This window comes from Peribacillus sp. P4_D6, from assembly GCF_056401795.1.
In genome coordinates this window covers 19,860-32,512 of record NZ_JBFUIQ010000041.1, presented here as the reverse complement: position 1 = coordinate 32,512, position 12,653 = coordinate 19,860, and the positions used below count along the sequence as shown (strand labels likewise).

The window sequence follows — 12,653 nt, the reverse complement described above, 5'->3', positions numbered from 1 at the left end:
CGATATCCCCAAGAGCTTTCTGGAGGGCAAAAGCAGCGGGTCGCGATTGCCAGGGCGCTGGTGATTGAGCCGGACATCCTCTTATTTGACGAGCCATTGAGTAATCTTGATGCCAACTTAAGGGTGAATATGAGAGTCGAGATTCGCCGTATCCAACAAGAGCTGGGGATTACAACGGTATATGTTTCCCATGACCAGGAAGAATGCTTTTCGATATCCGACCAGGTGGCGATCATGAATAAAGGGGTCATCGAACAGCTTAGTGACCCCGCGACCATTTACAAATATCCTGAAACCAAATTTGTCGCGGACTTCATCGGCTTCAAGAACTTCATTGACTTCGATAAGCGGACAGATCATGACGGTAAAATCGAACTGAACAAATCTGGATACTCATTTGTGCTGCACAAAGATCCGCAGATGAGCAATTCAACGGGAAAAATAGGCGCCATCAGGCCGGACGATCTGTTGATCAGGGAAAAAGATAACACGGGAGCTGTTCAGGAAAATAGTTTACCTGGCCGGGTCAAGGTAAGTACGTATCTTGGAAGAAGCTATCAATATGTCGTTGAAACTCCAATAGGGGATTTCACTGTGAACAAGGAAATGGCGGAATCCTACCGGACGGGTCAGGAAATCATCCTTGAAATTCCGAGAAACCAGATGGTGCTTGTTGACTAGCTTAGGGGGGAAGTTATGCGAATGGATATGCTTGTAAGGGATATCAACGTGTTTAACAGCTATTTTAAAAGATTCATTAAAGGGAATGCAGCCATCAAGGATGGAAAGTTCTATTATATTGGAGAACGTGAATTGGATGCCATCGAGCCGGATCGAATCGTCGATGGACAGGGGAAGTATATGGTTCCAGGTCTGATCGATATCCATCTCCACATTGAAAGTACGATGGTGACGCCTGCGACTTTTTCCTACGGGCTAATCAAAAATGGCGTGACGACGATCGTGCCGGAACCGCATGAAATGGCCAATGTTTTCGGCATTTCCGGTGTGAAGGAAATGATCAAAGCAAGTCAAGATTGCGTAGCGGATATGTTTTATGCCATCCCGAGTTCCGTTCCTGCGACATCGATGGAAACAACAGGCGGTTCGATCGAAATAGATGATATAGACGAATTGATGCAAACGGAGGACATTATATGTCTCGGCGAGATCATGAATTACTATGAGGTCATAACCGACCCGGATTGCAAAACGAATAAGATCTTGTCCCATATCCGTTCCCGTTATCCAGATTTGATCATAGAGGGGCACGTTCCAAAGCTGCTCGACTTGGACCTGCAAAAGATTATTAATGCCGGAGTGAATTCAGATCATACACACCAGACCGTGGAAGGGATGGATGCGAGGATCGCTGCCGGGATGTTCATTGAGATTCAAGAGAAATCAATGACTGAAGAAGTGATAGATTACTTGAAGGAAAATCAGGTGGATGAACATTTCTGCTTTGTCACCGATGATGTCATGACCGACTCTTTCGAAAACAGAGGACATCTGAACGTCCTTTTAAAGAAAGCCGTTCAAATGGGGATGACTCCGGAAAAAGCCATTTATGCATGCACCTATACACCTGCACAGCGGATGCGGATGCATGACCGCGGCGCCATTGCACCTGGAAAAACAGCAGATTTCCTGCTGCTATCGGATTTGGAAACATTTGAAATTGAACAAGTATACAAAAAAGGTGAATTAGTTTATGAATCTTCACGCCCATATGTCCAAGAAGTGAAGGAAGAACAATTTCCTGAACATTTCTATCAAAGTGTGAAGCTTGCGGAACTTACTGAAAACGATTTTAACATCACGATCCCGGAAAGTCTTGAAAGCAGCAAGTGCCGGATCATAAACGTGCAGAACGGTTCTACTTTCACATCTGAAACCCATGATCGTATCGAAGGGAAGGATGGTCAATTAAGCTGGGAAGAAAGCCCTTATGGTTTAATCGCCACATTCGAACGATACGGGAAAAACGGTAATCGGGCGCACGGGTTGATCACCGGCGATGTATTGAAGCGTGGAGCTGTCGCCACAACCTATTCGCATGATAACCATAATCTTCTGGTGATAGGCCATAATAAGCAGGATATGATGATTGCCGCTAACGAAGTGATAAGGAAGCAAGGCGGTGTCTGCTGCGTCCACGATGGCAAGGTCCTATCGATGATTCCCCTGCCGGTTGGAGGGATTCTTTCCGAAGAGCCGATGGACATCGTATCAAAGCAAGTTCAGCACCTGACAGATGCACTTAAGTCGTTAGGCTACGAACATTATAATGTCATCATGTCATTAAGCACCTTATCGCTTCCTGTCAGCCCGGCTCTGAAAATAAYCGACCATGGATTGATCAACGTGAACGAAGGGAAAACAGTCCCTCTCATGATGAGTGATGAAGCTTAAACCGAAAAGGGGATTATCCAATGGATAATCCCCTTTCTTAATGCATCAAATGTTAGCTGGGTTTGTTTTTCATATAATTACCATTAGGGGAAAAATATGATAAAATAGAGGGACAACTGAGGATAGAGTGGTAGGTCACGCTTTGCTTTTCCATCTAATGATAGATTGGAAAGGAGGTGACCGCTTGATTCATTTCTTATTGAACTTGATTACAGATATGGGTAAAGAGATATTTGTTGCTGTTGCAACCAGTCTTATCCTGTCTATGTTCGCCAAGAAACGGAAAAAGAACCACTCATCCTCCCAAGATGGCAATGGTTCTTCTTCTGACGATTAATTAAGTTAGTTGTGACCAACCACTCTTGCTAGTTGTCAGCCTCATGTTAGCGCATGAGGCTGTTTTTAGTTTATGTCAATATAAGGATAACATACCCCGATTTTAAAGTAAATATTCAGACAATGAAAAGGGGAGCACTATGGGCTTGGCTGCATTTTTTTCTTGAATCTTTTAATGAAACTTTGGAAAATCGCAAAAAACGAATTGACTCTTTCTTACTGATATGGTATATTAATTCCAATCTAAGAAAAGGTGTGGTGTTTTATGTCGGGAGTAGGTATCAACTAATTTAGTTGAATAAGGTATTTAATCACTGATTTGTCAGTGGATTACGTATGCCTTTTTTCACAGTGCAATTCTGCATTGTGAATACCTACCTTAAGACTGCTTCCTTTTCCATAATTCGTGTAACATGCAGGTGTTACGGCGAAAAGCATGGTGGGATTTGTCCTATCATGCTTTTTTGTGTACGCAGGTCTATTCGAGCTGCCCTATTTGTTATCGATTTCAGGTACTTATCCATAGATAAGGCCGATGCCCGCAGGAGCTTTCTACTCAAATGGCTTGTTCATTTGTAAAGGTAGGGGGACCATTGCGGGCATTTTTTGGATTCGGGAATTTTTTAATCACTCACTCATTCAAGGAGGATCATTAGATGAATACAATGACTTATGAAAAATTACAATATATCCAACTCAAGGAAATGGTTAAAAACCATTGCGTAAGCGGTTTAGGGAAAGCGTTGTTGGATCGGCTTAAGCCGAGCGGCATCTTGAAGGTCGTTAAAAGCCGTTTGAACGAGACCACGGAGGCAAGGAACTTACTGAATGCGGAAAGCCATATTCCCTTAAAGGGCATTTCACATATTGGCCTCCATATCGACAAACTGGAAAAAGGAATGATTTTGGAGCCGTCAGAGTTAGTGGCGATATCAGACTTCTTAAGAGGCTGCAGGAATATTAAGAAATTCATGACCGATAAAGAGTTCTTTGCACCGACACTGCATTCCTACGCCCGATCCATGACTGAATTCAGGAGCATCGAAGAAGAAATCCAATTCACCATAAAGGGAAATGCTGTCGTTTCCGAAGCAAGCAAGGACCTGAAACGGATCAGGAACCAAATCATCAAGACAGAAAGTAAAATAGAGGAACGGCTGAATAAGTTCTTGAAGAGCGGAGCCAATAAAGAGTTCATTCAGGAATTTTTCATCAGTAAAAAGGATGATCGCTACACCATCCCGATCAAAGCCTCCTATAAAAATCAAGTGGCCGGAACGATCGTGGAAGTATCCGCAAAAGGGGCTACCGTGTTCATTGAACCTGCCTCTGTTACGAAATTGAATGCAGAATTGGCCAGCTTAAAAGCAGAAGAATCGATGGAAGAGTATCAGCTTTTGGCCACATTATCCGGAACGGTTTTCGAACAGCTGAAACCGATCAAAATAAACATCGAGTTAATCAGTCAATATGACATGATCTTCGCAAAAGCCAAGTTCAGTAAAAGCATGGATGCCATCGAACCGAAAATCAATGATTACGGTTATATTAAATTAACGGGCTGTAAGCATCCACTATTGCCGCAAGACAGCGTACCTTTGGATTTTGAAATCGGTAAGGACTATCGCAGCTTGATTATCACAGGCCCTAATGCCGGGGGAAAAACTGTCGTCCTGAAAACGATCGGAATCCTTACATTGGCCGTCATGTCAGGACTGCATGTTGCCGGTAAAGAAGGGACGGAGCTTGCCGTCTTTGACCAGGTATTCGTCGATATCGGTGATAATCAAAGCATGGAAAATGCACTGAGCACGTTTTCATCGCATATGAAAAACATCTCGGAAATCATGGGGGCAATAACCAATAACTCCTTGCTGCTGTTCGATGAAATCGGGAGCGGAACGGAACCGAATGAAGGAGCCGCATTGGCGATTAGCATCCTTGAGGAATTTTATCAAAGGGGATGCATAACCGTTGCGACGACCCATTATGGTGAAATCAAGCGCTACTCGGAAATACACAGTGATTTCATGAATGCCGCCATGCAATTCAACAGTGAAACACTTGAGCCAAAATACAAGCTGTTGATCGGTCAATCCGGCGAAAGCAATGCCCTTTGGATAGCCAAAAAAATGAATGTCCGTGAAAAGGTTCTGCAAAAGGCAAAGCTCTATATCGAAAATAAAGACTACGATTTGGAGCGTGTCCAGGAAAGTAAAATCAAAAAAGCGAAGCCAGCGGCCGTTCCTAAAGAATCATCTTATGAATATGAAGTCGGCGACAAAGTGAAGGTAAGCGAACTGAATGGATACGCGATCGTTTATAAGAAAAAGGACTCCTTCAATAATGTCGTCGTACTTTTCGAAGATACCTTCAAGGAAGTTCATGCCAATAAGCTCGAGCTTGATATAAAGGCCGTCGATTTATATCCTGAAGGCTATGATCTCGATTCTTTATTTGTCAGCTACAAAGAAAGGAAATTGAACCATGACTTAGAACGGGGATCGAAAAAGGCGCTAAAGAACGTAGCAGCGGATATTCGGAAGAAGCTTGGTGAATAAAAAGGGGTGGATTTTGAACAGGAAAAACGGGTGATTTATGAAATTGTAATAAAGTGGTTGTGATAACCCGTGTTCCACAAAAAAGTTAGACATTGGCAGGGTATGAGTTCTGTATGAACAGGGCTCATCCCCTTTAATTTTGTCTTAATTTCTCGTGTGGAGAAAGAGAATTAGGCTATGGACGCAGATATGAAAGGTTGTTAGTATCACCTAAATATTTAGCTTCTTAAACCTTTTGAATGATCAAACATCTTTAAAATATATCCCGCACGAAAAGAGCGAAAAAGGAAACGGCTATAACATTTATAAGCGTGGAGGAATAGAACGCTTCAAAGAGATACAAGCCCTTCACAGCGAACAAAACTGGAGTATGAAGCAAATAGAACAATACTTTGCTACTGGGGGGGAATCATTTAAGCCAGAACCAGAAAAGAAAGCTGGGGAATTGATCGCGGAAGAGTTAAAAGCCATACGTGAAGAAATGGCGGCACCTAGGGAAGAAAATAAACAAATGAAAGAACAGCTGGATAACCAAGAAACTATCAATAAAGAGTTTGTTATCCCAGGTATCCAACAAATAAAAGGTGAAGTATCTAGCATTAGAGGAAGTATAGAATGCGATAAAGAACTGGATGAATCCAATAGGGCAGAAAAAGAAGCTAAACAATTAATAGCAGCAGCCAACGAAAATCCGGATACTAACCTGGATAAACAAAAAAAGGGCCTCTTTGCTCGACTTTTCGGAAAGTGAACAAAGAAACCTTAGGCGTCTTCTTTATAGGTATTTCTTTAATGTAAAAAAAGGTAATTCAGCTGAATTACCTTTTTTATTAATGTTAGAACTTCCGGTAAAGTGCTTTATGTTAACTAAATTTCTATTTTTGCTTTTTTTATAGACGACTTACAAACGCAAAAACCGCGTTTTTTACTTGACACTCCCAAATTGAAAAATTCTAATGGCTCTTTTATATATTTATTTAGTAAATTAATTAAAAGTCTTTAACTTCTAAATTAATACCATCTACTTTATCTTTATAGATAAAGAATGAAATTAAAATATTGTTATCACGATCAACGTATTTAATTAATTTGTCAGCTTGATCACTTGAGCGTTCTATATAATTTTCCCCATAGATTTTAATTAAATCTTTTACAGATGTACCTACTGAAACATTTTTAGAAGTCTTGGAGCTAGAATCAAAAGCTTCAATTCTATATATAGTACTATTTTTTTTCTTATCTACAGTAATTTGTTTATTTACATTTTTATCAATGTTGTATATTGTATAACCCGGATGACTAACATCTTTACTAATAGAAAAAGAATGGTTCTTTTTATAGTTTTCCAAACTGTCTAATAAATATATATTATCTATATTTTCTTTGGATAAATTTGTGGTTTTTGTTTTATATTCATAAAACTTATAGGCTGCAAGAGAACTTATTACTACCAATATGATTATAGTCAATGACCAAAAAACATTTGTTTTTTTTATTTTCCCCAATTTTAAAAACTCCTATAAATTATTTTGAAGGGCTGAACCAGCCTGTGTGTTTGTGATAACCATTTGCGTGGCCTACGATATCTCCACAATGCCCATTTTTAGATGCAGGTTTTGCAGCACAATAGGGATTAGATCCATAATCTGCAAGACACTTGTTAGACTTACCAAGTGATACATCGCAATCACTTTGAAAAAAATTCCTAACCGCAGCCCAGCTTGCTTCGTCTTCATAGTATTTTCCGTCTCCTTGAAAGCCATTAAATCTATTACAATGAAGTGCACGTCCCCTTGAAGGTAATTGCTTATCGTCTAGATATGGAGCTTTTGCTTTCATTTCTCCAACTTGATCATTGCTTACTGCTGTGTTTTCAGTAGTATCATTACTTGTTTCTTTTCCCATGGAATTAAGTATATGATTTAAATTAATATATTCTTCGATAACAATAGGTTCATTGCTAACTTCAACAGTAGTGCTCAGTTTTTGCTCATCTTCTTTTGAATTTTTTCCACTAGCACTTAATTGTTCAGTTTCGATTTTAATATCTTCACCGTAACCTTTTTCTACAGGAACTTCTACTACACCATTATCATCTGTAGTATAAGGTTTACCATCAACTTCAATTTCTAAGTCTTTATAAGTTACAGGTTTTTCTAATTGATTTGAGGTAGGATTATATTCCCATCCTCCATTTTCATACATGTCGATGATAGAGCTATCTGGGTTCTCAGGTAACGTTATAATAAGGCGCTTAACAGTTTGAATTTCCAACTTTTTCTTAACTTGTTCAGAATCTTCAGCAAAGGCGCTTGTTGTTGTTACCAGAGGCATTAAAATTAATAATAAGATTGCAGTAGCTTTAATTAGTTTTATACAATTCTGTTTCATATGTGATCTCCCTTTTTAATGAAAAGTTGGTGTTCCATAGCCGTTTGTCTCATTCCACTTAGAAGCATTTGTCATTTCAACCAACTTTATATATATCTCTTTATTACTAATCTTTGGATTTAATTCTTTTAATCTAGCAATAATTCCACTCATGAATGCTGTACTAAAAGAAGTACCATCAACATACAAATTTTTATATCTATCTATTATTTTTACTCCGGGCATATTAAAATCTAATTCGTTACCGTAATTAGAATTGAACCACCTTTGACCTAAGAAATCATTAGCGCCTACACTAATTGTGTATCGAGATGAAGCTGGATATAATACTCGAGACTTTCCCTCATTACCGGTTGAAGCGACTAATACCGTGTTATGTTCATAAAGTTGTTCTAAGATTGGTTCAATAGTTGACATTACTGAATTAAAACCAAAGCTCATATTAACAATATCTACTTGATTTTTCTTAAGCCAATTAAGCGCATTTTTTAAGTCATGTTCTTTTAATTGTCCATCTTCGTCAACAACCTCTATTAAATATATCTCTGCACCTGGAGCAATTGAACTGATGATACTAACTACCTGATCTGCATGAGTAGATTCAACAGGAGTACTATTATTAGTATGGTTAGACAAGAAATCATATTCACCCTTCAAGTTTGTAATTCTTTTAAACTTGATTTCTGTATCTAAAATTGCTATTTTAACTCCTTTTCCAGTACTTTGATTATTATTTAGGCCAAGAAACTCATTTGGCCATGTTTTTAGGTTTTCATAATATGTAGAATTAGAATTTGGTAGCTGATTATTTTTTTCGATAGTATAAGGTATGGTTGAAATCAAAATCCATATTAAAAATAAAAGTACAAACTTAGTTACTAAACTATTCTTTAATTGCATATTTAATTTTATGTTTCATTTTTAAAACATTTACTATATCTAATTTTTCTTGGAAATAGTTTTTACTCATATAAACATTTAAAATCTCTTTTTTATTCTTTTTTAAATTTAATAATGTATCATCCGATTTTGTAATTCCGGTTACTATTATTATTTTATGTTCAGAGCTATGTTCTTCATTCATTACGTGAATATAATCTCCAATCTTATTTTGAGAAAAATCTTTATTATACTCATTATTCAATGAAAATATATCTTTTTCTTGAACTACTAGAGAGTCTTTTTTAATAATATAATCAATATTGTTTTTTTTATGTAAAGCATTTTCTATTTTAGACAACTGCATATGGTTACCGCTAATCACTTTAACCGTTATTAAAAAATCCCCATTGTTATTTCGTTCATCTTCGAGAAATTTGGTTAATTTCTCATCATTTAAAGTGTAGTTTTGAGCTAATTTTCTTACATAAATATAATCTTCAACAAACTCTTTTGTTTGTTCATCAGCTAAATTTTTTTTACTACTATCAAATAATTGAATGTAGGGAAGTTGTTCTAACATTTCCTTACTAGAAGGTGATGCTAAATTTAATTCTTCCACTTCTAAATTAAGTAATTTTTCATTTATTAATTTGTCGGCTAATCTTTTCTTCTCTTTGTTATCTAATGTATTGATTAATTGTTTTTGAGTAATATCTCCATCATCTAAAGTAGCAATAACCTTATTTTCATTTTTGTAAATCTTCAATAGTGTAAAGGTTTCTAATACTAAAATGATAGATATGATTAGAATAACAATTTTTGTTGCGTGTTTTTTCATGTTGATCTCCTTTGTCTGCATTAACTGTTACCGTTTTTTTAATTTCACTACAGTACTACTATCGTAGAAAAGGACTTATTTCAAGCCCGTATTACTCAACTTTAGTATATATTTACATCCTTCGATAACCAATTAATCCAAAATAGTTACAAAATCATGCCCATCTAAATACTTTAACCCAAAGAACCCCCTTCTATTTTGTATTTCTACCAATTTATACCCACGTTTCATATATTAACCTAGCAATAATTTTATTGCAATATACTAACAAAAAAGGTAGCGTTTGGATCGTTAAATCAACCTAAAGTACCCGTTAGTTGAAGAAGAATAGTCCCATAAACGTTTGTTTATGGGACTAAATAATAGAAAACAAAAGTTACACTTTTTATAAAAATTGAACTTAGAAAAAGTACTGGTATTCCTACAACAAAATAATAAATACCTTTGGGCATATACATATCAAAGAAATATAAAAATAATACTACCCAGAGAAATAGGACAATATATTTGTTTAATTTTTTCATTTTTGATCAATCATCCTTTAAATTAATTCCTAGAATAAAAATCACAGTTTACTAATCCTTGTTTCCAAAATAAACGATTTTAATAGTCGGTGGGTTCCAAATATGACCAGTACAATTTCAGAAATGATACGGTTCTCCTTGTTTAGAAGGAGCGATGACGTCATTACTTTCTCGTGTGGATCGTTACCCGTTCTAAATAAGAATACATAATATGAGCGTACTGTTGTTTAAAAAATGTAAGTTTAGATGATTACATTTGGCAGTAGGATCATAGTGAGGTGAAAAAGTTTGCGGTTTCTTTCAGCTTGAGTTACAATCAATTACGGATATTAAAAGTCTGTAATAGTTTTAATTATGAGGTGCATCAATGAAGTATTCAAAGGCAACCAATTATGCACTACATACAATGGTGCATTTAACGATGGAACCAAAAGGTCAGGCGGTAAGCGTGGATCAGCTGGCGTACATGCAGGATTTGTCCCCGACGTACTTGTCGAAGATATTGACGAAGCTTGTGAAGGCAGGATTAATTGAATCGGTGCCAGGGGCAAAAGGCGGCTACAGTATTTCACGCCGCGCGCAGGACATTTCGTTTCTGGATGTTATTGAAGCGGTGGAGGGGCAGTCGGTGCTGTTCAACTGTGGGTTTGACCATGACGAAAGCGAATGTTTAATTGAGCGTGTGATGATCGAGGCGGAAGGCAACATGAAGAAAGAACTGGCTGAACGAACGATTCAAAGCATTGCGGAGCGGATAGAAAAAAGACAATGTCATGAGGCAAAAAAAGAAAAATAAATTTTTTTGCACAAATTAAAGATATTAAGGGTCTTTAATAGATTTTATAATGAAGGAGTGTTTCATGTGTTGGATTGTGTAATTATTGGCGGAGGACCTGCAGGACTGAATGCCGCATTGGTCATGGGGCGTGCTGGACGGAAAACAATTTTGTTTGATGAGGATAAACCCCGTAACCGGGTGACGCAGGAGTCGCACGGATTTATCACACAGGATGGCGTAAAGCCGTCAGAGTTCAAGAAGCGGGCAAGAACGGATGTCCAGAAATATCCGTCCGTCTCCCTTAAGAAGGAGCGGGTGGAGATTATTGAAAAAGCCAGTGGTGTGTTCCGGGTTCAAACGAAAGGCGGAACGGATTACATGGCGAAAAAMGTGCTTCTCGCAACAGGTCTTCGGGATGTCTTACCGGAGATTCCAGGCATACAGAATGTATACGGAACGAGTGTTTTCAGCTGTCCTTTTTGTGACGGCTGGGAAATGCGCGGCAAAGCATTGGCGGTGATTGCAGAAAATGAACGGGCCTTTCATATGGGAAAACTGCTGTCAAACTGGAGCGGTGATGTAATGGTGTTTACAAATGGCTATCAGGTGCTTGATGAGGAGAAGGATATTTTGGCTAGACAGCACGTGACAGTCGTGGAAGAAAAGATTGAAGATCTTAAATCGAAAGGAGGGAAGCTGACATCGATCCGGCTGCAAAACGGACAGGAAATCAAAAGAGAGGCAGGTATTGTGGTGACAGACTTGGTGCAGTCCGCTCCTTTTGCGGAACAGCTCGGCTGCGAAATCACTCCGCACGGCGGGATTAAAGTGGATTCATTTGGACGAACAACGGTTGAAGGGGTATATGCATCCGGAGATACATCACTCAGCACGCCTTCTCAGATAGTTATTGCGGCGGCGGAGGGCAATAAAGCGGCGGCAGGAGTCATCATGGATATAGTTGAAGCTGCATTTCTTTTGGAGGCATAAAATCCTTTTTTAAAAGAAAGAGACCATTTGTAAAGGAGAATGAAGTATGACGGAAATCTGGGAATCAAGTTTTATAGAAAATTAAATGATGTGGGGACTTGAACCTTCAGACTCTGCAATCTTGACAAAGGATTTTTTCCTTGAAAAGAAAGTTAAGGATCTATTGATTCCTGGTATTGGTTATGGCAGAAATGCCAAGATTTTTACGGACAACGGAATACATGTAACAGGTATCGAAATTTCAAAAACAGCGATTGAATTGGCAAGGCTAAATGAGCTTAATCTTAATATTTTTCATGGTTCAGTAACCGATATGCCTTTTGATAACAAACTTTATGATGGTATATTTTGTTATGCMCTTATTCACTTATTGAATAATCGTGAGAGAGATAAGTTTATTAAAGATTGCTATAATCAGGTAAAGCCAAATGGATATATGATTTTCACCACTATTTCAAAAGAGGCCCCAATGTTCGGTAAGGGCAAACAACTGGGTAAAGACTATTTCGAGATAATGGAAGGGATAAAAATGTTTTTTTATGATTCCGATTCTATTAAACAAGAGTTTGGAAATTATGGACTGATGGAGTTTTCGGAAATTGTTGAGCCACATAAGAATATGCAAAATAAACCTCCATTTAAATTTATCATAGTAAAATGTCAAAAAGGACAATTATAAAAAAACAAAAATAGTGAATTGTTAATTGATAAGGCTTATGTGTAACCTATTCACCAAGGCCTTAAATTGCTTACGCATTCTATTTGCTCGCGGCCGGCGACAAAGTGAATGCGTAAGCAAAAATACAAAAAAGCCTCTTTAAAAGGCTTCAGTTATTAGATCTAAATAAAAAAGTTGATTGGAATGGAAGGTACGAGACTCCTGCGGGAAAAGCGCGTCAAGGGAGACCCCGCAGGCGCAAAGGCGCCGAGGGCGGACC

General features: G+C 38.0%; 12 protein-coding genes. 8 read left to right on the top strand and 4 right to left on the bottom strand.

Annotation, left to right across the window (positions count from 1 at the left end; translation table 11 throughout):
• The 5 genes from AC1DVB_RS14375 to AC1DVB_RS14355 all read left to right on the top strand — a co-directional run.
• Positions 1-681: ABC transporter ATP-binding protein (locus tag AC1DVB_RS14375; protein WP_477589703.1), on the top strand; the 681-nt coding region annotated here is incomplete at its 5' end.
• Positions 682-696: 15 nt separating this feature from the next.
• Positions 697-2,415 (top strand): adenine deaminase C-terminal domain-containing protein, encoded by a 1,719-nt coding sequence (locus tag AC1DVB_RS14370; protein ID WP_477589701.1) that lies wholly within the window; start codon positions 697-699, stop codon positions 2,413-2,415.
• Positions 2,416-2,599: 184 nt separating this feature from the next.
• A complete protein-coding gene (locus tag AC1DVB_RS14365; RefSeq protein WP_153246156.1) occupies positions 2,600-2,752 on the top strand; it encodes a hypothetical protein in 153 nt (50 codons plus the stop codon).
• Positions 2,753-3,407: 655 nt separating this feature from the next.
• Positions 3,408-5,312, top strand: a complete 1,905-nt coding sequence (locus tag AC1DVB_RS14360; protein WP_477589699.1) for an endonuclease MutS2 — start codon at positions 3,408-3,410, stop codon at positions 5,310-5,312.
• A 370-nt stretch (positions 5,313-5,682) separates the two neighbouring features.
• Complete coding sequence (locus AC1DVB_RS14355) at positions 5,683-6,063, top strand: hypothetical protein (protein WP_239859182.1); 381 nt, start codon at positions 5,683-5,685, stop codon at positions 6,061-6,063.
• A gap of 238 nt (positions 6,064-6,301) precedes the next feature.
• On the opposite strand, the gene AC1DVB_RS14350 is transcribed toward AC1DVB_RS14355, so the two are convergent.
• Genes AC1DVB_RS14350 through AC1DVB_RS14335 form a run of 4 tightly spaced genes read right to left on the bottom strand, consistent with a single transcriptional unit; the run spans position 6,302 to position 9,423 of the window.
• Positions 6,302-6,817 carry a hypothetical protein gene (locus AC1DVB_RS14350; protein ID WP_057278326.1) on the bottom strand — a complete coding sequence of 172 codons (516 nt, stop codon included), beginning with the start codon at positions 6,815-6,817 and terminating at the stop codon, positions 6,302-6,304.
• A 19-nt stretch (positions 6,818-6,836) separates the two neighbouring features.
• A complete protein-coding gene (locus AC1DVB_RS14345) occupies positions 6,837-7,703 on the bottom strand; it encodes a hypothetical protein (protein ID WP_057278325.1) in 867 nt (288 codons plus the stop codon).
• Between the two features lie 15 nt (positions 7,704-7,718).
• Positions 7,719-8,603 (bottom strand): S8 family peptidase, encoded by an 885-nt coding sequence (locus AC1DVB_RS14340; protein WP_057278324.1) that lies wholly within the window; start codon positions 8,601-8,603, stop codon positions 7,719-7,721.
• A complete protein-coding gene (locus AC1DVB_RS14335) occupies positions 8,587-9,423 on the bottom strand; it encodes a hypothetical protein (RefSeq protein WP_057278323.1) in 837 nt (278 codons plus the stop codon). Before AC1DVB_RS14335 ends, AC1DVB_RS14340 begins: the two co-directional genes overlap by 17 nt.
• 891 nt (positions 9,424-10,314) lie before the next feature.
• Here AC1DVB_RS14335 and AC1DVB_RS14330 point away from each other — a divergent pair.
• The 3 genes from AC1DVB_RS14330 to AC1DVB_RS14320 all read left to right on the top strand — a co-directional run bounded on the left by AC1DVB_RS14330 (position 10,315) and on the right by AC1DVB_RS14320 (position 12,394).
• A complete protein-coding gene (locus tag AC1DVB_RS14330; RefSeq protein WP_239859180.1) occupies positions 10,315-10,743 on the top strand; it encodes an Rrf2 family transcriptional regulator in 429 nt (142 codons plus the stop codon).
• A gap of 66 nt (positions 10,744-10,809) precedes the next feature.
• Complete coding sequence (locus AC1DVB_RS14325; protein ID WP_477589695.1) at positions 10,810-11,715, top strand: NAD(P)/FAD-dependent oxidoreductase; 906 nt, start codon at positions 10,810-10,812, stop codon at positions 11,713-11,715.
• Between the two features lie 85 nt (positions 11,716-11,800).
• The gene (locus tag AC1DVB_RS14320) at positions 11,801-12,394 is read left to right on the top strand and encodes a class I SAM-dependent methyltransferase (RefSeq protein WP_239859178.1); all 594 of its coding nucleotides are present in this window, start codon (positions 11,801-11,803) and stop codon (positions 12,392-12,394) included.
• Positions 12,395-12,653 lie beyond the last annotated feature (259 nt).

Coding starts and splice junctions, on each gene's coding strand:
- AC1DVB_RS14360 (WP_477589699.1), top strand. CDS start 3,408: ATGAATACAATGACTTATGAAAAATTACAATATATCCAACTCAAGGAA.
- AC1DVB_RS14355 (WP_239859182.1), top strand. CDS start 5,683: ATGAAGCAAATAGAACAATACTTTGCTACTGGGGGGGAATCATTTAAG.
- AC1DVB_RS14345 (WP_057278325.1), bottom strand. CDS start 7,703: ATGAAACAGAATTGTATAAAACTAATTAAAGCTACTGCAATCTTATTA.
- AC1DVB_RS14340 (WP_057278324.1), bottom strand. CDS start 8,603: ATGCAATTAAAGAATAGTTTAGTAACTAAGTTTGTACTTTTATTTTTA.
- AC1DVB_RS14335 (WP_057278323.1), bottom strand. CDS start 9,423: ATGAAAAAACACGCAACAAAAATTGTTATTCTAATCATATCTATCATT.
- AC1DVB_RS14330 (WP_239859180.1), top strand. CDS start 10,315: ATGAAGTATTCAAAGGCAACCAATTATGCACTACATACAATGGTGCAT.